Here is a 25,911-nt window from a genome sequence, read left to right on the forward strand (position 1 = left end):
AAAAACTTAGCTAGCCTTCTTAATCTTTGATGATTTTATTGATGATTGAAGAGCATCCCTATGAACGAGCCAATAGAACAAGGCCACGAAGACTCCTCCGCCAATGGCATTTCCAATTGCAACCGGAACAAAGTTCCCTAAATAATCCATCCATGTAAAATGCCCTGCAAAGATAGCTGCAGGAATGATAAACATATTGGCCACAACGTGCTGGAAGCCGATGGCAACAAACGCCATGATCGGGAACCAGATCGCAAGGATCTTACCGCCGATATCATCTGCCCCAAAAGCAAGCCAAATAGCCAAGCAAACAAGCCAGTTACAGCCAACAGCAGAAACAAGAGTCGGCCAGAATGCCTGATCTATTTTCGCTCCCGCAACAGCAACCGTTTTTTCCAGGAATACACCGGTTTCTGTCATTCCAACCACATGCCCAAAGAAATAAGCAACAAAGATAGCCCCGATAAAATTACTTACTAAAACCAGCAGCCAATTCCTGCCCAGCTGTTTGAACGTCGCGCGCTTGGCCAGAATAGCCATCGGAAGTGCCATCATATTGCCTGTCAGCAATTCCCCTCCGGCAATAACGAGCAGCATCAGCCCTACCGGGAACACCGCTCCGCCAATAAGCGAACTTAAAGTGCCCCACTCATGCGGCAAGCCGGCAACCACCCTTACGTATAATAAGAAGCCCAACGAAATAAAAGCTCCGCCTAAAAATCCTAATAATAATGTGTGAGATGGCCGCATATTTGCCTTCTTCACACCAGCTTCAACCGCCTTTTCAGCGATCTGCTGCGGACTATGAAATGCCATATTCTTTCCCCCAATGATGTTCTTTATGGTCCATGTATCATTCAGGCAATAAGGCTGTCTCTCAGGACCATCTCTCTAGAATCAGCCTGCCGTATTAGAGGCATAGGAGCAAGAACACAAAAAAAGCCCACTATAAAAAGGCCCCATGCTTTTGCATGTACCATTTTTACAGTGGGCTGAAAGCTTAGCATTATGTAATACCAGCAAACCTTCCCGCTTCATACGAAATGAAAGAACAGGATGTACAGTCAATGTTAATTAACTAACATCAATGAACGTTTCATCCTCTATAACTTTTTAATTTTATCATAGATTCTTCGATTTGCGAATAGTTCTTGAACTTTTTTACAGTGGATACAGGTGAAAAGGCCAGGGGCTGGACTGGACTCTTATATCTTGTCCAGCAATTTTCAAGTATAATGAACCATATCTGATCATGCATACAATATTTCTTAAAGAGAATTCTATCCATATGACGAAAAAACAAAAAAACGGGGTTAAATAATGAGTAAAAGTTTTGCGGATTATCATTTAAGCGAAGAAATACAAAGGGCACTGGGTGTGTTAAAATACGAAACTCCAACAGAGGTACAAAGCAAGGTCATTCCCTTGGCAATGGAAAAGCAGGATCTTGTCGTAAAAGCTCAGACAGGGAGCGGGAAGACCGCCTCCTTCGGCATTCCTGTCTGCGATATGGTTGAATGGGAGGAAAAAAGCCCGCAGGCCTTAATTCTTACCCCAACAAGGGAGCTCGCGGTTCAGGTCCGTGAAGATATTACGAACATCGGCCGGTTCAAACGCATCAAAGCAGCGGCCGTCTACGGAAAAGAACCTTTTACGAAGCAAAAGGAAGAATTAAAGCAAAAAACGCATGTGGTCGTTGGGACACCTGGACGGGTTATGGACCATATCGACCGGGAAACGCTTGTTTTGGACCAGATCAAGTATCTGATCATTGATGAAGCGGATGAGATGCTGAATAGAGGGTTCATCGATGAAGTGGAAGCCATCATTAAAGAGCTGCCTTCCGACCGGGTGACCATGGTCTTCTCTGCTACCTTGCCTAAAGATGTTGAAGCTCTTTGCCATAAATATATGAAAGACCCTGTTCATGTAGAGATCGAATCGACCGGGGTAACCGCGGAGACGATCGAACATTTCCTAATGGAAGTGAAGCAGGATGATAAGCTTTCACTGCTTAAGGACATCACAGTTACAGAAAATCCGGACAGCTGCCTCATATTCTGCCGGACCAAAGAACACGTTGATACGGTGTACACTGAACTGGATGATGCTGGCTATTCGTGTGAGAGGCTCCATGGCGGACTGGAGCAGGAAGATCGGTTCTCTGTTATGGAAGGCTTCAAAATGGGGAACTTCCGCTATCTGATAGCCACAGATGTAGCTGCCAGAGGGATTGATATTGATAATGTGAGCCTTGTCATCAACTATGATGTCCCGATGGAAAAAGAAAGCTATGTGCACAGGACCGGAAGAACCGGCCGCGCCGGAAACAAAGGGAAGGCCATCACGTTTGCCACACCTTTTGAAGAAAAATTCCTTAGAGCGATTGAACGGTACATTGGCTTTGAGATCCCTGTCATAGAAGCGCCAAGCCAGCAGGAGGTAGCTGCAGGCAAAGCGGCATTTGAAGAAAAAATCAGCGGCAGGCGAGTGGTCAGAAACAATAAAACAGCCCGAATCAATCAGGATATCATGAAGCTCCACTTTACCGGCGGCAAAAAGAAAAAAATCCGCGCCGTTGATTTTGTCGGAACCATCGCCAAAATCCCCGGAGTTACAGCAGATGATATCGGCATTATTACCATACATGATCAGATGTCATATGTTGATATTCTGAATGGGAAAGGGTCATTGGTTCTGCAGGCTATGGAGAATGCGACGGTTAAGGGGAAAAAATTGAAGGTTAGTAAGGCGATTAAATAAGAGCCAAGGGGACAGACCCCTTGGCTCTTTTTTTCCCCCTACTTATAATCATTAATCGGCCCCTGATCCATCAAAACCTCTACCATATTCGAAGCTCCCATCACTAGTTTAGGCCTATACTCAGAGTTGGGTGCACTATATAGCTCCAATGGACTTATAATCACTCCATCGTCGGTATTATGGAGTATTCCAGGCACACAGGTATAGATCGTATCATTATTATTCGCATTCTTGGAGGAAATGGTAACAGAAGTTCCGCTGTGGTTATCAATACTCATGGATACCTTGTATCTGTAGAATGACCCCGTTCCATTTGACTGAGCCGAATATACGACAGGCACCACTGCCAAAATATCATTGGTCAGCCTCAATTTAATGACCTCTTTCTTTGTGGATCCGCTGAATCTTCCCACATCCCCCATATGCTCTACTGCTCCATTGCCAAATCTCTTGAGTGGCGGTGTCCCCTGGGCCCCGAACATGGCCACATCTATCTGCCTGCCATTCTTTGTATAAACTAGAGCATAGATATCATAGTCCGTCCCTGTCTTCCAGGAGACTGTTGCCGTAATTTCAGGTGTTTTCTCAATTAGTACCGGCTTTTGGCCTTTATCGAGATTTATTTTCCCTTTTGCTTTTTCAAGGCTTATCGGCGGCAGAGTATTTAAGCTGCTTTTCTGTTCAGTGACTGATTGTGTTTTAGCAGGTTCTTTTATAACTTGTTCATCAATTGCTTTAGGTTCATAAGGCTGTTCCTGCTCCTCTGGATCAACCTCAACACCGTAAAGCTTACATAAACCTTCAAGACCTGAATCGAATCCCCGCCACACTGATTTTGCCTTTGTCTGGCCATTTCTTACATACAATTCCAGTACTACTATTCCATTTTCATTTTTAAAAACAGATGGGATAAATTGAATTAATTCCCCGCCCGCACTGATCTCCGCCTTTAAATTCTTCACATTTGAAAAGCCGGTATGATTATCTTCGGTTAGCGTGATGGCTATTTTAGCAATACCCGCAGGCAGTTTACTCATATCAAACTCAAGTTTATGTACCTTTGTCTGACCCACATTCACAGACGGGATAAGAGCAGCGGCTCCAGACATACTTTTCGGCTGATTGTAAAAAATGATCCCGCTGTCTCCCTGTACCTTGCCTGAATCAGTCAGCAGGAAAGCGGTCAAGGAGATATCTATTATATTGGACGTTTCGTAGCTGACAGTCACAGTCCCTTTTGGAGAACTCAAAACTGTATTTGCTCCCATTTGAAGCAATGAATTCATATAAACCAACCCTTCTCATAAGCATTGTTTTCTGCAAGAGCAATCTTAACATTAGATGATTATTTTTTCTTTTTCAGCTCTAAAAGCATAGGTGCTATATTCAGCAAAATAGAAACAATTGTCAAGAACCATAATGCCTTTTCCATGGCAGGTACCACATCCATTAAAGCCGGCCAATCCTCACTCCTTACCCAATTAGATACAGAACTGTATTCTGCACAGAGTGTCAGAGCGGTAAATGATAGTCCCATTGTCATCGCAAGTTTATAATCTTTTCCGGTTTTATACATATAAAGATTTATAAAAGTTGCTGCTATGGCGACAACTCCCAGTATTAGCCACATAATTATACCTCCATCATATTTTAAGAAGAGCATTTATCTTTATCTTATTTTGTAAACTGGCTTATTTGCTGAATAAGCTCTTCATCTATTCTAGCAAAAAACTACTTTTAGCTTAAAATGATTTCTTTTATTTCAGAAAATTCGTTTCGTACTAACAAGGAGATTAGTATCGGCACTTAAGTTTTCACCTGTTGCGGTGCAATTTACTTCTAATAAACGCTTTAAAGATTGCAACAAAAACAGGGACACCAATCCATATGCGAATTGTGTCCCCATAAACTATGTTTTAATCGACAAACCTGGCCTATAAGCCAGGTTCTTTAGTGTCCATCATCATTCTTCAATCAGGCTGACTTTATACAATTCATCCCTCTCGGTTTTCGTGAGTGCAGCTGCTTCTACTTGTTCTTTCAGATAATCTGCAAATTTATCAAGGCTTTTGCGTATGGCCGGGCCGCTGCCTGAGCCTATTTCTTCAAGCGCCTTGAAAATCGCCTGCATGACTGAAAAATCATCTTTCCCATAGTGGCTGATCTGCCTGAAGGAAGTATTCAAAAGATCTTCAAATGGACGATGCGGAATAAAAACTTTCATTCTTCCTTCATCATCAGAAATGGCTTTAACACTCCCATTTAAATGGCTGGCAGAAGACAGGCAAACACTTAAGTAATTGATGCACTGGATGGCTGTATTGGGGTCATTGATTCCCGGAGATACCGCCCTCAAGGCCACCTCAGCAATTTTTTGCAAACCAAATTCCACATCTTTATAGGTGGTCCGCTCTGTCCCTACAATAACTGCATCCTCAAGGCCTTCCGGAATTTCTTCCTGATTGTGGACACAAAGCAGATCATGCTTATCTGTGACAAAATGGCCGATTGGCTTGAGGACCTCAATGATACTCCCCTTTTCAGCAGCATGCTGCATCAGCTTGTCTTCATTAATATACTGAATATAGCCAAACCGTTTGGCCTTTACAGCCTTTGCTTCAATGACAACCGATGGCCTGACCTGCAGCAGGGATACACGGTCATCCTCCTCAAAAGTTTCTTTTTCCTTCTTAATCATATCCAATGCATCATCCGCAAGCCTTTCAATCAGCTTGCCGACCTGAATGGATGTGGCAACATGGTAGATGAAATAGGCGAAGAAAGCGAGGCAAATAAAAGCGATGATGACGCCAATAGTAGCCGATGCCACCGTATTTCCGATAGATTCCCTTATAAACAGCAGCGTAAAAATACAATAAACAAATCCGCCAATGAAGACTCCAAGCACCCTCATCGTCACCGGGTCCTGGATAAAATTCTCCAGCGTCCTTGGCGAAAATTGAGAAGAATATGTAGTTAACACAACCATGGTGGTAGAAAAAGTAATGGTCGTCATGGTCAATAACGAGCCCGCAATGGTTCCAAGAATCGTTTTGCCCAAATCCAGCCCCACAAGAAATATCTCAGGGTAAAATGCTTCCAAATAAAAATCAACATATACGACAACGATCGCAAGAATCAATGCCACAATCGTATACACAGCCGGAATGAACCATGTACCTTCCTTTATTTTGAATAAGAACTGTTTAACCAATCCCCTCCCCCTTTCTTTGGTGCTTTTTATTGTTTTTGCCCTAATATTCTTTAGGTGAAACAAAGAAAGAGGCTGAACCGCAGTACGTTAATTTGATGCTGGGGTCAGGCGGTTATAATATGCTTCCTCAATGAGGACCTCTTCTCTCTTCCTTTTACATAGATGAACCCTGCAAAAGAAATATAAGCGGAGATTTTCCGGCTAAATACAGAATGGAGCTCGTTTTGAGGTAAATAAGGGGAGGTTTTCCGATTACGCAAAGCAAATTATCCTATTCTCACATTTTTCGAGTCAATAAGCGGGATTCTTCCGTCTATTAAACAGACATACAGGCTTCTTAACCTGATCGCCTAACCGATAAGAGCAGATCCCCTGTGTTCCCGGTGCGAGGATTAACATCTTTTTTACCAGTTGGGAAAGCAGGCACCTCTTTCACATTCATTGAACGACCTCAAAAACAGTGCCCTGGTTAAAATCAGTCACTTTCATTGAGCTATAAACTCCTAAATATAATCTAGTTTGGTTCAGATTCGTTCCCAAACTGACATAATAAGCTGATTGGGATCTGAAATCATAATCGGTTTGAATCACACCAAAATCATTTTGTTTTCCATTAGGCCTCACGCCCGTATAAGCTAAAACACCTCTAACCTGATCCTGGGATCCTTTTCGGGCAAGGTCGATAAACACAACGCATCCTGTTAAACCGGGGATGCTGTTCCCCATATATGGCTGAACTCCTGTAAGTGCAGTTCCGTCGAACTTATCAGTTCTGGAATCACTATGAAAATAGCTGGTTAGAGGCTGAAGACGAGTCCCTGAAAGGGCTGCGGCTTCATTGTAATAAGCAATGGTTTTCTCATTATAATCCGGATTATTCATACAACTGCCAATGGTTGAAGTAGGAAAAGCACCTTCCCAACCCCGCCAGCCAAAGTTAATAACTTTTTCCTGGTCAAGCTCAGAATTCATCACAGAAGCTTGGACAAGCTGTTTAACCGGTATTGATTTATAACGAACGAATGAAAAGATCGACTCAGCCAAGTCCTGTCCGACATTTCCTGCATATTTAATATACTGATGATTGAATCTTTGAAATGAGATGCCCGGTATATTTCGGACCCCTTTGGCCATTACCGTGAGCGTACCCTGGATCGCTGCCGGCAGCTCATTAAAACGTGTGACAATGGGAGGGTTACTGATAGCTGTGTTCTTGCTGACATCCATTTCAATTATTTTACCCGCGATCTCTAAATCCTCCTGGCTTAAATTAAATGGATCATAGCCTGCACCGCCATCTCCGGTTGTTAAGACAAGTTTTCCTGTTTCAGGTGAAAAATTTAAACTATTTATGCCATTATGATTTGAAAATGGCCTTCTTAAGTTAAGGAGTGTCCGCAGTTTTCGGGGCTGGCCATTCGATGGCAGAATCCATTCTTCAACTGTATCAATATGGTCATACATAGTATCTCTATTTATCCACCTTAAGCTTAAAGTGCCGGGATCACACGGGTCCGGTTTGAAATCTTCATGAGGAGCACCCGGACCTTGTGTTCCAGCTGCTGAATAATGAAGATAAAAAAGACCGTTATAATAAAAGCCGGGATGAAACGCCAGCCCGAGCAATCCCCGTTCATCATATCCACCATTAGAGCCGCCTAGTTTTATGACCTGCGAGCGAATATCTAAAAAAGTCCTTATATCTCCATTTCCTATATAAAAGATCTCTCCTGCCTGGGTTGCAATAAATAATCTTTCAATTGAGTCACCTGGAAGTATAGCTGTTTTCAAAACAGAGGGTAAATTGATTCTGCTTACAATGGGCTGTAATCTAACTTTTATATTTTTCAACCACCTTGGCCTCCTCCTGATTTATTCTTTTATAAGAATATGATTAGAACTGTTCTATAAGTACTAATTCAGGCTGAGGTGGCCTTGAGGGCGGTATCTCCGGGAATCAATGATCCCAATACAGCCATCCAGTGCATCAATTACTTAAGTGTTTGCCTGTCTGCGGCCTAATGGGAGTGTTAAAGCCATTATACTATGCAGATAAGTTATTAAATTAATGCAAAAAGGATGCCTCGTAACTGGCATCCTTTTATAGTTTAAAAAACGTTGAAGCTCACGGACTGGGCAGATTCCCCGACTGCACGTGAACCTCACGCATGTTAAAAAATCTCTAATTTTGCAGCAAGGACTCTAAAACCTCATTCACTTATGATAAGGCTCCCCCCGATTTATCCGAAAAGCCCGGTAAACCTGCTCCAGCAAAACCAATTTCATCAGCTGATGCGGAAAAGTCATCTTCGAAAACGACAGCTTCTCATCCGCCCGCTGCAAAACCTCCTGGCTCAATCCAAGCGACCCTCCAATAACAAAGGCAATTTTGCTTTTTCCGTATGTAGCCAATTTATCAATCGTATCTGCTAGTTCCTCAGATGATTTCATTTTCCCTTCTATCGCAAGGGCAATGACATGGGCATCAGAATGGATTTTTGCGAGAATGCGTTCGCCTTCTTTCTGTTTGACCTGAATCATTTCGGTGTCGCTCAGTTCTTCGGGGGCTTTTTCGTCCGGGACTTCGATGATGTCCATTTTGGCATAGGCTGACAGGCGCTTGAGGTATTCGTCGATGCCCTGTTTAAGGTACTTTTCCTTCAGCTTTCCGACGGTGATGATTGAGATATTCACTATTCACAACCCTTTACAATTTAATTACAAACAGCTTACAAACAAGATATCCACAAAAGTTATCCACATATCCACATTTTATATCCACATCTTGTATGGAATCACTTGTTCGCCACCATATATACCGCCCTATTTCGACAATATTCACAGATTGTTGATAACTCGCTGTCTTCAATTTTATTCATAACCGGGAACGTTTCATACTCGTCCACCACGGTATCAATGGCTATATCAATGTGTTCTTCGCAGCTGTAGATCATTTTGGCACTCCTATCAGTTTTTCCTTTTATTATAAGAATTGTGGATAAATTTCATTCTTGCATATGTCGAAATACTTATCCACATCCCATCGTAACACCAAAAGAAAAAACAGGAAAGCCTCTTGGCCTTCCTGTTAGATTCTTCTGTTTAGATTGTTTCACCTGACAGCTTCAAGGTCGTTTCCTGCGCCTTGCCGCCGCGGTAAAATTTCACTTTCATCTGATCTCCGACCTGCTTATTATTGTACAGATGCTTCCTGAGATCGATGACATCATTGATCTGTTCGCCGTCCATTTCGACAATAACATCAAATTCCTGCAATCCTGCCTGGTCGGCCGGTGAGTTAGGAGACACACGGATGACTGCAACACCGTTTGTCACATCCTCAGGCAGCTTCAGGGCTTCCTGCTGATAATAGGCTGGGATTTCATTAACAGAGCGCAGCTCAACGCCCATATACGGCCTTTTCACTTCCCCGAATTGTTCCAGGTCGCTGATGACCGGCTGGGCCGAGTTGATCGGGATCGATAAGCCGATTCCTTCAACCGTATCCTGGGCAATCTTCATCGAGTTGATGCCGATCACTTGACCATTGATATTGATGAGGGCACCGCCGCTGTTCCCCGGATTGATGGCTGCATCAGTCTGCAGGACTTCTGCCTGCCAGTCTACTGTCCCGTCCTGGTTGATATCGACCGGTATGGCACGCTCAAGGCCTGAGACAATTCCCTGGGTAACGGATCCTGAGAAGGTCGGCCCGAGCGGATTGCCGATGGCGATGACCGGCTCGCCGATCTTCAGGGCGTCCGAATCACCGAATTCAGCAACCTTTTCAATTTTTTCCCCTTCGACCTCCAAGACGGCAAGGTCGGTCCAAATATCGCTGCCGCGCAGCTTGGCCGGAATTTTCGTTCCGTCTGCAAGCGTTACTTCAAGCCTTGAAGCTCCTTCCACTACATGGTGGTTGGTTACGACATAGGCTTTGCCGCCTTCTTTTTTATAAATAACGCCTGAGCCAGTTCCGGCTGTCTGTCCGTCCCCTTCTTCTGCACCGCCTCCTGACCACATGCTCGCATTCTGGATGTTATCGATGCCGACGACCGCATCGCCGGCTTTATCGACGGCCTTTGTGACATCTGACTGGACATCCAGCGAGACATTTCGTGTGACAACATTATTACTGGTGCCGCCAGTATTGGCCTGGCCGGCATCCTCGTCTGCTGAATAAGGGAGCACATCATAGTCAATCAGCTTAGGGACTGCGACAATAACCAGTATGGCGCCGAGAATGACGCCGATGAGGCTGGCCAAGAAATAGCCGCCCTTGTTTCCCTTTTGCTTTTTATAGCTGTTTTGATAATCCTGATCATAATAACCCAAATTAGACCAATCCTTTCTCTCAAAGCTGCTAAGAGTTATTCTTCCTTCTATCCAATATTATACTCTCGTGGCCAGGAATTTCTAAGCAAAACAAACTGCCTGCGTGAATCTTACGATTTTGTTCATACTTTCGTCCAAGACTGATCAAAAAGTGAGATTAGGGGCGTATTGGAGCCAGAAAAAGGCATAAAAAAAGAATGGCATAGCTGTACCATTCTTTTTTCCTATTTATTCCGCTGGTAAACCTTAAACCGCTGTCAGCGGGGTCGGAGCCTTCGGGTCAGTGTCATACAGGCTGAACTGTTCCCCGACAAGGATTCCGCGAGATTCCAGCGTCTGGCTTACAGACATCCGCGCCAGATCTTTTATATTGTTATCTTGGCTTAAGTGGGCCAGGTAAATGCTCTTTGTATTGTCGCCGGCCACCTCGCTCATCGCAAGCGCTGCATCTTCATTGGAGACGTGTCCAAAGTCGCCGAGAATCCTTCGTTTGATATTCCATGGATAGCGACCCATGCGAAGCATCTGCACATCATGATTGCTTTCGAATACAAACGCATCAGCATTCTTGATGATTCCCTTCATCCGGTCGCTCACATAGCCTGTGTCGGTGATGAGGGCAAGCTTCTTGCCTTCATGATGAAAAATATAGAACATCGGCTCGGCCGCATCATGGGACACGCCAAAAGATTCGATATCAAGCGAGCCGAAGCTTTTAACGGTTTCCATATCAAAGGTGAATTTCTGGTCGAGCGGCACTTCCCCGATCAGGCCGTTCATCGCCTGCCACGTCTTTTCGTTCGCATAGATGGGAAGGCCGTATTTGCGGGCAACGATGCCAACGCCCTTGATATGGTCGCTGTGCTCATGGGTGACCAATATTCCGGACAGATTGCCGAGGCTGCGGTCGATCTGCTTGATCAGCGCCTCCATCTGCTTGCCGCTCAGGCCAGCATCCACGATAAAGGACTGCCCGTCCGCTTCAACATAAATCGCATTTCCCGTACTCCCACTGGCGAGAACACTAAAATGCAAAGACATATTATCACTCCACTATTTCAGTTTTTTCTTCCGAATCTTCTCCCAGGTCTTTCTTCTCACTGTCGAGACTGAGGACCTGGCCTTTAAAGGCATTGACGAACAAATTCTCCCTGCCATCCACGACGACTCTCCAGGCAGGGCTCAGCACCCAGGTGGAAGAGTCATCCTGGATATTGGAATAATATCCTTGTTCCACGTCTGTAATCTTGCTGCCTTCTTTTAAACTTTCATTTCTATAGAGGGCCTCAATCGCCACTGTCGGTTCAATCAGCTTCTTTTTATCACCCTTCAGATACTGTACTTCTTCAAACAGCGTCTGTCTGTAGGTAACGATTTCCTGATCAGCATTCAAGTAAAAGGTGAGCTCCCCATTCACATTCTTGTAGAGGAATTTCCCCTCAAACTTCTGATAATAGGTAATCTTATTGCTGTCATCGCTTTTTTCCCAGAAACCGTATTTGTCGCCTTCATAGATGTTTTGCCTGACAAACTTATCAAGCTCGGCCTGATTGAAATCCTTGCCCACCTTAAAGGGCTTGTTCAATGTGGCATTCAGGGCATTTTCCTCGAGGGTGGAAATTTCCTGATCCTTCAGGGTCGTTTCTTTCAGCTCTTCCAGGTCCTCTTCTGCAAAATTCTTCGAAACCGCGGTCAGGTTGCCGTCCCGCAGCTCTCCCTTAGGCAGGACTGTTTCGAACTTAATGTTGGCGCTCTTGAAGCTGTTTTCCAGCTCCGGAAGCGCCTGGCTGCCATCCATGCGAAGCTGGGAGTATTCATAGACCAGGTAAATATCCAGGATGAGGAAGGTCAGGATAAAGATCGTTTTAATTCTGCTCCAATCCATACTCATTCCCTCCCGGTTCCAATGTACTGATCTGCTGCCACTTGCCTTCGTATTTATAATACCAGGAAGGCTCAAGCTGGATCAGCTCCGTTTTTGACTTCTTATCAAGCTGATAGCCGAGCGTGATATCCTCCAGCTTCCCGGGTTCAAAATCCTCTTTCTTCTGCAGATAGTCGAGGACTTCCGTTCCGGATCTCAGCGTAACATCAGCAGAACTAATCAGGTTTGCCAGCTTGAAGTTGTTCCGGAAATAGGCAAGGATTTCACTCCCGCCCCACCGGAGCTGGATCTCTGACAGATTCAGATCCTCGCTGAAAACCGGATAATTATTGCGGTAGATCCGGAAAAACACCTGGTGTTTATTCTCATCCATCCTGACGTATCGGTAATTATCAGTCCAGCCGCCATGGGCATTCACATAATTGATGCTTTTCTTCAGAAGATTGTCAGGGCTGAGGCTTTCATTATCCTCAGGGGTAGGATTCTTGAATTCAACCTTATTCTGGTCGATCCTCAGCAGGCTGGATTCATTCGTGAATTCCTCCCCGGTCCCAAGATAGCTTTTCTGGACAGAATCCAGATCCTCGAATAAGGCTTCTTTAAATCTTTCGGAATCATATTCTTCCGATAAAAAGCTGTATCTCGGCATTTCCACTTTGTTTTCCGGTATGAAAATCAATTTCTTCCCGGTATCAAAAGAAGCATAGCGGGCAAAGGCAGGATTGGCTGAAGCAATCGCCAGCCTGTAGAACCTGCTGTTGAAATTCTGGATATTTGAAAGCCCTACACTCGTCTTGTACACCCTTTTTCTTTCCGTGTCGATAAAGTAGACGATTCCGCTTTTTTGTTCAGTTTGCATGTCTATGACCATCTTATTGAAGTAAATGTTCTCCAGCCGTCTGTCTTTAACCTGAAGGATTTCTTTATAAAGATTCATCGGCGTGATTCCCGGGTACATGATTTCAGCATGGCCTGCTTCCTGCACAAAGAGGTCAATATTCCCGACTTCGTCTGTTATATCCGAAAAATCGTCAAAGCTCCACTTTTTAATATCAGCAAGAATCCTTTCTGTTTCCTCGGTGGAAAAGGTGCCAAGATGCTGGTTGCCAGCATAATGGAACAGGGCCATATTCGGCTCGATGAGATCCCCGACATCCTTCTTTGCCTCCAGTTCAACTTCCTGGACAGTGTTTTCCTCTCCAAGCTGCTCGGAAGTAGGCTGATATGTCCAGAGACTCCATGTCAGCAATATGCTACCTGACACAAGAACTGCCAATATTATTGATTTAATATCTTCATAGGTCATTCCCAATCATCCTCATCAGAACGAACGAAAGGAAGCGTAAAGGAAATGGTCGTGCCCTTTCCTTCTGTACTTTCTGCCCATATCTTGCCGTCATGGGCTTCCACCACCTCTTTGGCGATGGCAAGCCCGAGGCCGGTGCCGCCAAGCTTTCTCGTTCTAGCTTTATCCACTCTGTAAAAACGTTCGAACACTTTATCAAGATTGTCCTTTGGAATCCCGACACCCTGGTCGGAAATCCTGATGAGCAGCTGCTCCTCCTGCTCAACGATGTCAAAAGAGACCTGTCCGCCTTCAGGTGAATATTTCAGCGCATTTGAAATGATATTATCAACAACCTGTGTAAGCTTGTCCTCATCAATTTCCACAAATGCCGCATGCTCCTGCAGATTGCGCTGGAAGGTCACATTCTGCTCTTTCGAAAAATCGAACCGGTCAATGATCCGGTTGAAGAAGTCGACAAAATTGACCCATTCCTTCTTCATGCGGTAATCCTTGCTGTCCAGCTTTGAAAGCTGAAGAAGATCGTTGACCATCCGGATCATCCGCTCTGTTTCTGTCCTTGTCACATTAAGGAATTGGGGTGCAATATCTTCATCATGCATAGCCCCTTCTGCCAGTGCTTCAAGATAGCTCCTCATCGTCGTCAGCGGTGTCCGCAATTCATGGGATACATTCGCCACAAACTCCCGCCGCTCCAAGTCAATTTTTTCCTGTTCGGTAATATCATGCAGTACAGTAATAAGTCCATTAACAAAGCCTGTCTCTTTTTGAATAACAGAAAAATTGGCGCGGAGCACATATGGAGTCGTCTCTGTACTATAATCCAGGATGACGGAATCCCTTTCAGCAAGCAGCTCTTCAAACGTATAATCTTCCTCAAGACCGAGCAGATTCACAATAGGGCTCGACAGCACTGTTTCACGTGGAACATTCAGCATTTTTGCTGCCGGTTCGTTGATCAAAATAACCCTCCCCCGCCTGTCGGTCGCAATCACGCCGTCAGTCATATAGGAAAGGACTGAAGACAGCTTGCGGCGCTCGCCTTCTGTAGTAGCCTGGGCTTCCTGCAGCTTCTTCGTCAGGCTGTTGAACGTGATGGCCAGCTGCCCGATCTCATCATAGCCATACACTTTTACTTTTCGGGAGAAATTCCCCTTTGCCATTGCCAGCGCCTGCCGCCTCATGTCAGACAGCGGCCGCGTGATCGTCTGTGCGAGCAGGATGCCGAGCAAAGCCGTGATCGCAAGCGCTATGATGATTCCGGATGCAAAAATGCTGTTGATCTGGTTCTTTTGTTCAAAGACATTTTCGATGTCTGCCTTTACATATACCACACCGACGACTTCTTCATTGGCCGATTTAACCGGAGAAGCAAGGACCCAGACCCTTCGGTTTCCAAGGCTCTGATCTGTATACTCATCGCTTTTTGGGGCCCGTGTAGCCAGGGCTGAAGTCGTGAGTGCATCTACAGCCTTCTGATTTACATAACCATCTTTATTGGAACCAAGGACTTTCTGCGTTTCACCGTCAATGACCCTGAGCTCGATGATATCCTTGGAAGTGTAGTCACGCAGAATACGCTGGACCTCTTCCTCCTTTGTCGGCAGATCCTCGCCGGCAGGACGATCCTTAGTGATGATTTCTTCCAAATAGACTGATAGCAGGTCGACTCTTTCCTCGATCGCTGTCTGGAAATTGCTACGCAGCGTCTTCTCAAGCTGGCCGACAAAATACACTCCGATGATCTGCATGGCAATGATGATCAGAAGCACATAAATTAAAACAAACTTCAGATGGATCGAACGGAAAAAACCGACTTTTTTCATGATGGCTCTTTACTCCTGTTCCGGATTCCTCAAATAATAGCCTACTCCCCTTCTTGTCACAATCCAGGTCGGATGGCTCGGGTTGTCTTCAATCTTTTCGCGCAGACGCCTTACCGTAACGTCGACTGTACGGACATCCCCATAATAGTCATAGCCCCATACGGTCTGAAGCAAATGCTCACGTGTCATGACCTGTCCGATATGTTTGGCCAGGTAGTGCAGCAGTTCAAATTCACGGTGCGTCAGCTCGATTGTTTCACCGCGTTTGGAAACCACATAGGCATCCGGATGAATGACAAGGGAACCGATCGCAATCTCATTCGACTCTTCCTCTTCATCGGCTTTTGCAGCAATCTGCTGGTGCCTCCTTAAGTTTGCCTTCACACGGGCGATAAGCTCCCGGTTTGAGAACGGCTTTGTCACATAATCGTCAGCGCCAAGCTCAAGCCCGAGCACCTTATCGATTTCTGAATCCTTGGCCGTCAGCATGATGATCGGCATTTCATACTTCTTCCGCACCTCGCGGCATACCTCCATGCCGTCGCGCTGCGGCAGCATGATATCAAGCAGGATCAAATCAGGCTTGACCTCTTCCACCTTCTCGAGCGCCTCATTGCCGTCATAAGCGCAATGCACCTCATAGCCTTCCTTTTTTAAATTGAACTGCAGTATATCCGCAATCGGCTTTTCATCGTCTACAACCAATATCTTCTTATCCATACCCATTCTCCTTTAAAAAGCAGATTATCTATCATATATCAATTATTTTTCTCTGTTCATCAAAACATAAGTTCTCTATTTTACTTTACCATGTTATGCGCCGGAATTCATCTAATAGCGATGGGTGGGTTGTTCCTAGGTTATGAAATTTCTGGAAGAAGTAAAAACAGAGGCTGTTGCCTTGTCCAGCTTTTTAAGGCCTAGAGGGAATGCAGCCTGGTGCTACTACTTTCAAGGCCTCAGCCCTGTTGTCTCCCATCCTATAGAAAAAGTCTCTAGCATCCACACTAGAGACTTCCTCCTATCGGTTCACATACTTCAATGGATCCTGCATGCTTCCGTTCTTATACACTTCAAAGTGAAGATGTACGCCGGTAGAATCGCCAGTTGACCCCATCACGCCGATCTTTGTTCCTTTAGGGACAGTCTGCCCTGCACTTACATTAAGCGAAGCCATGTGAGCGTATAGCGTCCTATATCCATTCTGGTGATCAATGATGACTTTATTTCCATAACCATCTCCAGTATTTCCGGCTGAAACGACCTTGCCGTTGTCAGCAGCACTGATTGTCAGACTGCCAGGCCGTGCGATATCGATTCCTTTGTGCATTTTGCCCCAGCGGTAGCCAAGCTTGCTGGAAATATAACCGCCGTCTGCAGGCCAGGCAAAGCTGCCGTCGCCGCGGGATGGAATCACCTTCGTACCCTTGATGATGATTTCTTTAACAGGCTCTTCAAGCACCTTTTCAGAAACAGCCGCCTTTTGAACAGGCACGCCATTTTGTTCAGTAATCTTGTATGTGACCCCTTTAACGCCGTCCTTGCCTTCCTGCTTCACCTTCGTATCGCCCTTGAACATGCTGCTGTCTTCAATGACCTCTTTTTCAAAAGCGATTTTTTCCTTCTTATATAGCTCTTTCTCAATAATCGCGTGGATCATCGGCTCCAGAACTGTTACATTGACTTCCTGGCCGACCTTTACGATGCTGTCTTCCTTCATCCCCGGATTCAGGTCAAGGAGCTTATTAAGATCCAGTTTATGCTTAGCGGCAATCTTGCCGAGCACATCGCCCTCCTGGACCGTATATTTCTTTTCTTCCAATGTTCCTTTATTTAACAGCCTTAATGCCTCTTCCTCTGAGAGGATTAGCTTCGGATCAGCCTTCATTTCCTCTGCCTTCACTTCTTCAGCCATGCCGGCCTTTGTCAGCCGCTCTTCATTCTTTTCAAGCGGCGGAAGGGTTTCTTTGCTATCTTCAGCTTGTTTATAAGCCTCTAATCCAGCCAGCTCTTTCTCACTGGCATATTGTAGTTTGAATGTCTCAAGTACATTTTCTGCTTCTTCCATTGTTTCCAGATAAACGGCTGTCTCTCCATTAATCACAATGCCCGCTGCCTCTGTGCTGACGCCGACTTCCGCCACTTCCTCAAGCACCTGGCTTTCTTCTGTCTTGATATCTGTATTGAACACCTGCTCAGGGATGTAACTAATATCAGCCCCTGCAGACAATTCATAGTCATAGGATTCCTGGGCTTTCTCCACCTGCTGAGCGACCTTGGATTGAATACTCTCCTTATCCAGGACCGTGCCGGCGTAGTCCCCGTCAATATATACATAATAGACCGTTGTCAGCTGTTCATTGTCTGCAGCGGCAGTATGTGTGCCTCCTGCTGCCAAAACAGCTGCTGCTGTCAATGCAATCGCTGACTTCCTGCCTTTATTCACTTTGGCTTTCATAGCACCTGATAATGCTGTTAACCTATTTCCCCAGTTCTTCATTGTAAAATGGATCCCCCTAGACTTCGGAAACAAACAAATCTATATTCATAGTTCTATGTATCTACCATTGTTCGTTTTGTACTATTTTGACGCCACTATAATGTACCATAAAACAAGCTGGGGCCTGGACTTGTCTCAGCATTGTAATAAAACTGTATAAAATCTTACATTTTATTACAAAAACATCTTTATTTCGCAGATAGGCAGAAATCCCTATATTTTCAAGCCTTCAGCCCGCTATTTGTCTTATCTCTGCCATAAAAGGGGGCGGGGTATATTACAAAACCGTAACAAAAAAGAAGAGAGAGCATACAAGGTATACTCTCTCTTCACGGGATGGCTCAGGACGGAATCGAACCGCCGACACAAGGATTTTCAGTCCTTTGCTCTACCGACTGAGCTACTGAGCCATAATAATATTTAATTCCTAAAATATGTATTGCTTAATTCCTTTGCTCGGAAGGTTCTCGCGAACTTCCTCGCAGATTGCCGCAGAAGCTTTTCAGGGAAGGTAGCAATCTGCTCTACCGACTGAGCTACTGAGCCATATTAAGTTATTCTTCTAAACCATTTTAAAAAGAATCTATATAAATGGCGGTCCCGACGGGAATCGAACCCGCGATCTCCTGCGTGACAGGCAGGCATGTTAACCGCTACACCACGGGACCACTCTTAAAAAGAAATTATCTATGCTCGTTGTTTGCGTTGTCCTGTCTCTTCCTCTGAAAGCTTAATCAGGGAAGCTGATGCGTCGAGACAACTCGCTGATTTTTCACAGAAGCTTCGCTCGTCGCTACACCACGGGATTCACTCTTAAAAAGAAATTACTTTTTTATAAAGAAACTACAAAATTATGTATATGGCAGTCAGCAAGGAAGCCGTCCTTGCCAGCTACTTGCCGACCAGCCAAATGCCGATGACCCCTACGGGATTCGAACCCGTGTTACCGCCGTGAAAGGGCGGTGTCTTAACCGCTTGACCAAGGGGCCACTGGAGTAAAATGGTGAGCCATGAAGGACTCGAACCTTCGACCCTCTGATTAAAAGTCAGATGCTCTACCGACTGAGCTAATGGCTCTCAATATGTTGTCTCTTGTGACGACGCTTTTTATAATATCACAGAATCTAAAACTATTGCAACTTATTTTTCAAAAAATATTTTGCAAGCTAGAATGCCGCCTCTATCTGTATACCATTCTCAGCTGAAAGCAAACATAGGCTTCTCCTTTTTGCACTGGAGAGGCCTATGTTTTTTAGATATTTTCCTGCTTTAGGCCATCAATGATGTTCTGCTTTTTCACCTTTTGAATGGAATAAAGCATGGCGGCGCTCACGATAATGAAAATCGCAGCGATGGCGATCAGAACGCTTATCCATGGTACGGCGAATGAGTACTGGAATGTATTCTGCAATGACCAGTACATGAGCAGCATAACACCGAGTGAGATCGGAAGCCCGTACAGCAGGGCCTTGAGTCCATAAAAGATGCTTTCATAGTTGATCATTTTATTAAAGCCCTTCGGTGTCATCCCGATTGATCTCAGCATGGCGAACTCCCTGCCCCTGAGCGCAATGCTGGTCGAAATAGTGTTAAAGATATTTGCGATTGAAATGGCGGAAATCAGCGTGATGAAGCCATAGGTGAAAACTGACATGAATGTTACCATCTGTTCATCCCGTTCCCGGTTTTGATAGACATTTTGGATCATAAGATTTTCTGACTCGATCTGATCAAGCTGATCCTGCATTTCTTCAGGCTTTGAGCTGTCCAGGAACAAGGAATAAGTTGTCTCTGCACTATTCTGCTTCAGCTGTTCGAACTGCTTCTGAGGCATCAGGAGATGAACTTCATAATTGCCTAGCGGCAGGATGCCCATCGGCGCCTCTACAGCAGCAAAGCCGATTTCAAGGGATTGAAATGGATTGTTCTCCTCTGGGAGATACAGATCCAGCTTATCTCCAGGCTTTCCGTTGATTCCGTCAGTTTCAATCTTTTTCCCCGTCTGTACGTCTTCGTACACAAATTTATTAAGGATGATTACTTTATCCTGGAGCTCATTCACGTCGGCTCCGATCTTTTCAGCGTATGTTTTAAAGCTCTTCTCATCTATTCCATGCAGCACGAGAGAATAAGGATATTTCCCATCCTGGAGCATATCCTCATAATAATCCTCTGCCTTCACTTCATCCGGCAGCTTTGACTCATCGATCCATGTTGAAAAATAGGCCTCCTCCATTAAGGAAGCATCACTCACATAATTTAGGTTCGTATAAGGCTCAAGGGCTGCCTGATCTTCAGAACTGTATATTTGTACATCATAGTTATAGTTCACCTGTGTCATCGTAATCGACTGCTTCAGGTTTGCAGTAAAATAGGAAACCGCCAGGAAAAGAACAATCGTGATAACCAGCGAGAACACTGTCACTTGATATCTTCTTTTATTCCGTTTCAGATTCTTCAAACCGATTTCTGCTTCAAGGCCGAAGATTTTCCTGACCAATCTGGACGTTTTTACCGCTTTGCCGGTCAGCTTCACATCCTGGCTTTGCCTGATGGCGTCTATGGCAGAGACTTTTGAAGCCTTCCTGGCCGGCATATAGGTGGAGATGAAAATCGTCAGAATCGAGATCAGGCAAGAAAGCAGGATGGACATGGGTGTCACAGTTAAGGTTAGCCCATCGTCTATCCCCAAGGTATCGCCAAAGGAACGATTCATCACCAGAAAGGTTGCAAGGATGCCGCCGATTCCTGCCAGCAGTCCAAGCGGGATGGATATCACCCCGATTACCGCTCCTTCAAAGAAGACAGAATTCCGTTTTTGTGTTTTGGTCGCACCGACACTGGATAACATTCCGAGATGGCGGGCCCTCTCGGAGACGCTGATGGCAAATGAATTATAGATCAGGGATACCGAACCGATGATAATGATTAATATGATGATGGCTGCAAGAGCATAAAGCGTGGTAGCCAGATTATCATTATCGGTCACCCCATAATAACGAAGCAGTTCGTTATTGTAGCTGACTTTAGTGATTCCATTTTTTTCGGCCAGCTCTTTGGCATGCTCGTAGAGCGACCGGTTCACCTTTTTCAACGTCACACCGATATCAGCTGCTCCGCCCTCAAAGGGATCCTGCTCCATATAGCTCACAATCGTGTAGCCGGGTGCGGAGTATGGCTCCCATTCCGGACGCTCCATCGTACCGACAATTGTAAAGATGTCTTCCTCTTTTTTGCTTAATGTTTCAATTACTTCTGTTTCATCGTACTGCAGATAATCCCCCTGGCCAAAAGAGCGGTCATTATCGGGAATATGCCGCTCCCCAATTTCAAGGGTGATTTCATCGCCTATTTGATAATTCTGCTTTTCCATTATTTCTTTTGGAAAAAGGACTTCATTTTCTTTTTTCGGAAGTCGCCCTTCGCTCAATTCAACAGGGTAATGCTCCATTCCCTGTGAATCGAATTCCTTGATGAACAGATATGGCCTGTTTTTATTAGAGGGCTTTTCAAGCGGCGCATATCCCCTGTCCTTAGTGATAAACAGCTTTTCCGTCTGCTCGTCCTTTCGTATCGCTTCCATCTGGCTTTCTGATACATCACGGTAGAAGACATGCCAATCCCCGGAATTCTGGATGGCTTCCTGTTTCATCATCCCGAGGAATGAGACAAACAGAGTGGAAACCGCTGATACCATGGCGACCGAGATGATAACGCCGATAATCGTGACAAGTGTCCTTCTTCTGTTTTTTTTCAAATGCCGCAATGTCAGCCTGTTCATGATATTCATGGCCGGATGACCTCATTCTTCGCGACCTTTCCGTCCTCGATGGAAATGACCCGGTCAGCCTGCATCGCGATCCGCTCATCATGGGTGATAACAATCAGTGTCTGCTTATAAGTTTTATTGAACATTTTTAAAAGCTCCATGATTTCGCCGCTGTTGCGGCTGTCCAGGTTACCGGTCGGCTCATCTGCAAGCATAATGGCAGGGCGGCTGATGAGGGCACGGCCGATCGACACGCGCTGCTGCTGCCCGCCGGACAGCTGGTTCGGAAGGTGGGACAGGCGGTTCTGCAGTCCAAGGATCCCGACAACTTCCTCAAGCTGCCCCTTGTCGACCTTCTGGCCGTCAAGCAGCATCGGGAGCGTGATATTTTCCTCTACGCTCAAGATCGGGATCAGATTGTAAAATTGGTAGATCAGACCGATCTGCCTTCTCCTGAAGATGGCCAGCTGTGTTTCATTCAGTTTGTAAATATCAGTGTTATCGACCAGCACACGGCCTCCTGTAGGGCGGTCAACCCCGCCGAGCATATGCAGGAGGGTCGATTTCCCTGATCCCGATGGGCCGATGATGGCGACAAATTCGCCTTTATTGACAGTAAAAGATACGTCATCCAATGCCTTTACAGCAGTATCTCCGCTTCCGTACACTTTAGACAGATTCTCGATTTTCAAGATTTCCATGCTAGAGCCTCCATTGATTTGATAGGTTCAGTATATCTGGCAAAAATGACTCTAGCGTGACTCCAAAGTGACAATTTAGTCATCTGCTAAATGACCTGATGATAGAACTTCAGCGTAAACCTTGTCCCGAATCCCTGTTTACTGCTCACTTCAATATCTCCGCCCTGCCTTTTCATGATTCCGTATGCCATGGCCAGGCCGATGCCGACGCTGTCCTCCGAGGCATTTTTCCCACGGTAAAAGCGCTTGAAAATATAGGGAAGATCTTCTTTTAGGATCCCCTTGCCATTATCCTCGATAATAATTTCGGTGAGGAGCGGATTTTGGCTGCAGCTGATGCTGATACGGCCTTTTTCACTGGAATGTTCGATGCTGTTTTTAATGATATTGATCAATGCTTCCTTCGTCCAATTATGGTCCCCGGTGAAAAAAACACCATCTTCCCCGCTGATCTGAAGCTCCTGCTCTTTGAGCTCAATGGGGATCAGGAGCGGCTCAACAGCCTCCTTGATCAGCTTCGGGACATCCACTTTTTCGTTTTTAAAGAGAGCTGTTCCTGCGTCTATTTTTGAGAGCTTTAAAAGAGAGGAAACCAGCCATTCGATCCTTTCAAGCTGCACCTGGATGCGGCGGGTAAACTCTTTTCGTTTGCCATCCGCAAGCGACATATCGCTCAGCAGGTCTGACATGACCATCATGGAAGTAAGTGGCGTCTTCAATTGGTGGGAAATATCTGAAATGGCGTCTGTCAGCTTCGTTTTATCTTCCTGAAGGAGGACGCTCTGCTCAGAGAGCCTGATAGTCACCTTATAGATCTCCGATTTCAGGATGCTGAGTTCGCCCTCATGGTTATCCCGGACATCGAGCATATAATCTCCGCTGCTGATCCTTCTTAGGTAGCGCGAGAGCTTTTCAATCTCCCTATAGCGCCAGGAGGTGAAAATTAAAAAGGCAGCTAAAAGGAGGAGAGAGGTTATCCCCACTGCCAGGGCTGCCTGCCAGTATAAAAGGGAGGAGAGAAGCACGCATAAAACGGCTAGGCCAACGGCTATGAACAAAAAGTTCCTGAATTCTTTATTCCGAAGCATATCAGTCGCCTGCCTTATAGCCGAGTCCGCGGACGGTCTTGATGATGGAAGGCTTCTGCGGATCGTCCTCAAGCTTTTCCCGCAATCTTTTTATATAGACTGTCAGTGTATTATCGTTCACAAAATCCCCGGCAACGTCCCAGATCTTATCGAGCAGCTGGCTCCTCGTCAGCACCTGCCCCTTATGGTTCGCAAAGATCAGGAGGAGGCGGTATTCCAGGGCCGTCAGCTGGATCTCTTCCCCATGCTTATAGACCTTTCCTTCGCCGGTATGGACCGTAATGGCCTGGAAAGTGACAATCTGCCTGTCCTGCTTATCATAGCGGCGCAGCACCGACCTGATGCGCGACAGCAGCTCACGGACCCGGAAAGGCTTCGTGATATAATCATCAGCCCCCATGTCCAGCCCCATTACCACATTCACTTCTTCGTCCATGGCCGTCAGAAAAATGACAGGCAGATCACTCTGCTTCTTCACAAGCGAGCACAAATCATACCCGCTTCCATCCGGCAGACCCAGATCAAACAGGCAAAGATCAATCTCATCCAGCTTCGTCCGGATCAATTCCCGCGCCCCGGCGGCATCATGGCATACAAATGTACCGTACTTCTCATTCTGCAAAGAATACTCCAGCCCCGCCGCTATCGTCCGGTCATCCTCCACAACCAGAATGTTCATACTATCCCCCCTGACAAAAATCTCCTTATGTATGCTAATCATAGGGGAAAATGGTTTGGTTCGTCAAAATGTTGGTAGAGTGATAGCGTCCATATGTGGTCTGTTCATTTCCGTTCCAGGCACTTCGCTTTCCGCGGGGCGACGCTGAGCCTCCTCACCGCTCCGCGTCTGCGGGGTCTCAGCATTGCCGCTGCGATCCCGCAGGAGTCTACGTGCCTTCCACTCCAATAAACAGAGGCTCCTGAAATCTTTAATTACTCTTAACAAAAAAGGTCTGACTGTCCCCATCCTAAACCTTTCCATGAAAAAAAGCCCCCATATTGAGGGCTTCAACCTATTAATTCTGGCGCCAAGGGCTCATGACAACATTTGTCTGTGAGCGGTCCGGGCCGACAGAGAAGATGGACAATGGAATGCCTGTCAGCTGTGCAACTCTTTCGAGGTAGTGGCGGGCATTGGCCGGAAGCTCATCCAGCGACTTGCAGCCAGTGATGTCCTCAGTCCAGCCTGGGAGTTCTTCATACACAGGCTCACATTCAGCAAGCACCTTCAGGCTCGCCGGGAACTCTTCGATCACTTCACCTTTATAGCGGTAAGCAACACAGATTTTCAGCGTTTCAATGCCTGTCAGAACATCGATAGAGTTCAGTGACAGGTCAGTGATGCCGCTGACCCTGCGGGCGTGGCGGACAACAACACTGTCGAACCAGCCTACACGGCGCGCACGGCCTGTAGTTGTACCATACTCGCGGCCGACTTCACGAATCTGATTGCCGATTTCATTATCAAGCTCAGTCGGGAACGGGCCGTCGCCGACACGTGTTGTATAGGCCTTGGATACGCCGACAACATGCTTGATCTTTGTAGGACCGACGCCTGAACCGATCGTTACGCCGCCCGCAACCGGATTGGAAGAAGTAACAAACGGGTATGTCCCCTGGTCGATATCGAGCATAACGCCCTGTGCACCTTCAAACAGGACACGGCGGCCTTCATCAAGGGCATCATTCAGCACGACAGACGTGTCGCACACATACTGCTTTATCTGCTGGCCATAATCATAATACTCTTCAAGGATATCCTCAAGCTTAAATCCCTCTGTTTCGTAAAAGCGCTCCAGCAGGCGATTCTTTTCTTCAAGATTGCGCTGCAGCTTTTCTTCGAACACCTCGCGGTCAAGAAGGTCGGCGATGCGGATGCCGTTGCGGGCAGCTTTATCCATGTACGCAGGCCCGATGCCCTTCTTTGTGGTACCGATCTTATTAGCGCCTTTTCTTTCCTCTTCCACTTCATCGAGCTTCAGGTGGTAAGGCAGGATTACATGCGCGCGGTTTGAGATGCGCAGATTATCAGTTGTGACATTTCTTTCATGCAGATACGCAAGCTCCTTGAGCAGGGCCTTCGGATCCACAACCATGCCGTTTCCGATGACACAAATTTTTTCTTTATAAAAAATTCCGGATGGAATCAAATGAAGCTTATAAGTCTCACCGCCAAACTTGATTGTATGGCCGGCATTATTTCCTCCCTGGTAGCGGGCAATCACTTCAGCATTTTCTGAAAGGAAGTCCGTAATCTTTCCTTTTCCTTCATCTCCCCATTGAGTTCCAACTACAACGACTGATGACATTTATAAAGCACCTCCAAAGAGTGTTAAATATGTATCCGTTCTTCAAACAACTCTAATTTTACCAAGGGAAAGCGACAAAAGTCAACAAAACACGAACATTTTTAAAGAAAACATAAAAATACGTTCGTATAAAGTTCAAACTAGCTGCTCTTTAGTTTTTGCTTATGAGGAAGGTCCTATTCTTTTTTCCACAGAAAAAAGCCGCAGTACAGGAC

General features: G+C 45.8%; 21 protein-coding genes and 4 tRNA genes. 2 read left to right on the forward strand and 23 right to left on the reverse strand.

The genetic code is table 11. The features are described from left to right. Window positions 1–6 precede the first annotated feature (6 nt). A complete protein-coding gene (locus tag ACQCVH_RS08940) occupies window positions 7–816 on the reverse strand; it encodes a formate/nitrite transporter family protein (RefSeq protein ID WP_426835372.1) in 810 nt (269 codons plus the stop codon). A gap of 504 nt (window positions 817–1,320) precedes the next feature. Between ACQCVH_RS08940 and ACQCVH_RS08945 the strand changes: the two genes are divergently transcribed. Then, window positions 1,321–2,763: a DEAD/DEAH box helicase gene (locus ACQCVH_RS08945; protein ID WP_426835373.1), complete on the forward strand. Its 1,443-nt coding sequence runs from the start codon at window positions 1,321–1,323 to the stop codon at window positions 2,761–2,763. Window positions 2,764–2,801: 38 nt separating this feature from the next. On the opposite strand, the gene ACQCVH_RS08950 is transcribed toward ACQCVH_RS08945, so the two are convergent. From ACQCVH_RS08950 to ACQCVH_RS08965, 4 genes are all read right to left on the reverse strand, one after another. Continuing rightward, a complete protein-coding gene (locus tag ACQCVH_RS08950) occupies window positions 2,802–4,049 on the reverse strand; it encodes a TerD family protein (RefSeq protein ID WP_426835374.1) in 1,248 nt (415 codons plus the stop codon). A gap of 59 nt (window positions 4,050–4,108) precedes the next feature. Further along, window positions 4,109–4,393 (reverse strand): hypothetical protein, encoded by a 285-nt coding sequence (locus ACQCVH_RS08955; RefSeq protein WP_426835375.1) that lies wholly within the window; start codon window positions 4,391–4,393, stop codon window positions 4,109–4,111. 333 nt (window positions 4,394–4,726) lie between these two features. After that, window positions 4,727–5,977, reverse strand: coding sequence for a DUF2254 domain-containing protein (locus ACQCVH_RS08960; RefSeq protein WP_426835376.1), 1,251 nt, complete (start codon window positions 5,975–5,977; stop codon window positions 4,727–4,729). Between the two features lie 438 nt (window positions 5,978–6,415). After that, the gene (locus ACQCVH_RS08965; protein ID WP_426835377.1) at window positions 6,416–7,828 is read right to left on the reverse strand and encodes a PQQ-dependent sugar dehydrogenase; all 1,413 of its coding nucleotides are present in this window, start codon (window positions 7,826–7,828) and stop codon (window positions 6,416–6,418) included. Between the two features lie 78 nt (window positions 7,829–7,906). On the opposite strand from ACQCVH_RS08965, the gene ACQCVH_RS08970 reads away from it, so the two are divergent. Next, window positions 7,907–7,999, forward strand: a complete 93-nt coding sequence (locus ACQCVH_RS08970) for a DUF2254 family protein (protein WP_426835378.1) — start codon at window positions 7,907–7,909, stop codon at window positions 7,997–7,999. 192 nt (window positions 8,000–8,191) lie between these two features. On the opposite strand, the gene rlmH is transcribed toward ACQCVH_RS08970, so the two are convergent. The 18 genes from rlmH to ACQCVH_RS09060 all read right to left on the reverse strand — a co-directional run bounded on the left by rlmH (window position 8,192) and on the right by ACQCVH_RS09060 (window position 25,696). Further along, complete coding sequence (gene rlmH / locus ACQCVH_RS08975) at window positions 8,192–8,671, reverse strand: 23S rRNA (pseudouridine(1915)-N(3))-methyltransferase RlmH (RefSeq protein ID WP_426835379.1); 480 nt, start codon at window positions 8,669–8,671, stop codon at window positions 8,192–8,194. A gap of 101 nt (window positions 8,672–8,772) precedes the next feature. Further along, window positions 8,773–8,931, reverse strand: coding sequence for a CxxH/CxxC protein (locus tag ACQCVH_RS08980; protein ID WP_426835380.1), 159 nt, complete (start codon window positions 8,929–8,931; stop codon window positions 8,773–8,775). Between the two features lie 148 nt (window positions 8,932–9,079). Then, window positions 9,080–10,312: a S1C family serine protease gene (locus tag ACQCVH_RS08985; RefSeq protein ID WP_426835381.1), complete on the reverse strand. Its 1,233-nt coding sequence runs from the start codon at window positions 10,310–10,312 to the stop codon at window positions 9,080–9,082. 246 nt (window positions 10,313–10,558) lie between these two features. Then, window positions 10,559–11,353, reverse strand: coding sequence for an MBL fold metallo-hydrolase (locus tag ACQCVH_RS08990; protein WP_148976158.1), 795 nt, complete (start codon window positions 11,351–11,353; stop codon window positions 10,559–10,561). 4 nt (window positions 11,354–11,357) lie between these two features. Next, window positions 11,358–12,197, reverse strand: a complete 840-nt coding sequence (locus ACQCVH_RS08995; RefSeq protein ID WP_426835382.1) for a two-component system regulatory protein YycI — start codon at window positions 12,195–12,197, stop codon at window positions 11,358–11,360. Then, complete coding sequence (locus ACQCVH_RS09000; RefSeq protein WP_426835383.1) at window positions 12,178–13,503, reverse strand: YycH family regulatory protein; 1,326 nt, start codon at window positions 13,501–13,503, stop codon at window positions 12,178–12,180. The genes ACQCVH_RS08995 and ACQCVH_RS09000 overlap by 20 nt, the downstream gene beginning before the upstream one ends. After that, a complete protein-coding gene (gene walK, locus ACQCVH_RS09005; RefSeq protein ID WP_426835384.1) occupies window positions 13,500–15,329 on the reverse strand; it encodes a cell wall metabolism sensor histidine kinase WalK in 1,830 nt (609 codons plus the stop codon). Before walK ends, ACQCVH_RS09000 begins: the two co-directional genes overlap by 4 nt. A 9-nt stretch (window positions 15,330–15,338) precedes the next feature. Continuing rightward, complete coding sequence (gene yycF, locus ACQCVH_RS09010; RefSeq protein WP_426835385.1) at window positions 15,339–16,049, reverse strand: response regulator YycF; 711 nt, start codon at window positions 16,047–16,049, stop codon at window positions 15,339–15,341. Between the two features lie 301 nt (window positions 16,050–16,350). After that, complete coding sequence (locus ACQCVH_RS09015; RefSeq protein ID WP_426835386.1) at window positions 16,351–17,829, reverse strand: M23 family metallopeptidase; 1,479 nt, start codon at window positions 17,827–17,829, stop codon at window positions 16,351–16,353. 337 nt (window positions 17,830–18,166) lie between these two features. Then, a tRNA-Phe gene (locus ACQCVH_RS09020) sits at window positions 18,167–18,239 on the reverse strand. A gap of 182 nt (window positions 18,240–18,421) precedes the next feature. Then, window positions 18,422–18,497: transfer RNA gene (locus tag ACQCVH_RS09025), tRNA-Asp, on the reverse strand. Between the two features lie 249 nt (window positions 18,498–18,746). Then, a tRNA-Glu gene (locus ACQCVH_RS09030) sits at window positions 18,747–18,818 on the reverse strand. Between the two features lie 12 nt (window positions 18,819–18,830). Beyond that, window positions 18,831–18,906, reverse strand: a tRNA-Lys gene (locus ACQCVH_RS09035). A 175-nt stretch (window positions 18,907–19,081) separates the two neighbouring features. Beyond that, on the reverse strand, window positions 19,082–21,619 hold the full coding sequence (locus ACQCVH_RS09040) for an ABC transporter permease (RefSeq protein ID WP_426835387.1): 2,538 nt from the start codon (window positions 21,617–21,619) through the stop codon (window positions 19,082–19,084). After that, on the reverse strand, window positions 21,616–22,299 hold the full coding sequence (locus tag ACQCVH_RS09045; protein ID WP_426835388.1) for an ABC transporter ATP-binding protein: 684 nt from the start codon (window positions 22,297–22,299) through the stop codon (window positions 21,616–21,618). Before ACQCVH_RS09045 ends, ACQCVH_RS09040 begins: the two co-directional genes overlap by 4 nt. 86 nt (window positions 22,300–22,385) lie before the next feature. Continuing rightward, window positions 22,386–23,387, reverse strand: coding sequence for a sensor histidine kinase (locus ACQCVH_RS09050; RefSeq protein WP_426835389.1), 1,002 nt, complete (start codon window positions 23,385–23,387; stop codon window positions 22,386–22,388). Window position 23,388: 1 nt separating this feature from the next. Further along, window positions 23,389–24,066 (reverse strand): response regulator transcription factor, encoded by a 678-nt coding sequence (locus ACQCVH_RS09055; protein WP_426835390.1) that lies wholly within the window; start codon window positions 24,064–24,066, stop codon window positions 23,389–23,391. 337 nt (window positions 24,067–24,403) lie between these two features. Then, the gene (locus tag ACQCVH_RS09060; protein ID WP_426835391.1) at window positions 24,404–25,696 is read right to left on the reverse strand and encodes an adenylosuccinate synthase; all 1,293 of its coding nucleotides are present in this window, start codon (window positions 25,694–25,696) and stop codon (window positions 24,404–24,406) included. Between the last annotated feature and the right edge of the window lie 215 nt (window positions 25,697–25,911).

Source organism: Bacillus infantis (genome assembly GCF_050107595.1).
Classification (GTDB): domain Bacteria; phylum Bacillota; class Bacilli; order Bacillales; family Cytobacillaceae; genus Bacillus_AB; species Bacillus_AB infantis_C.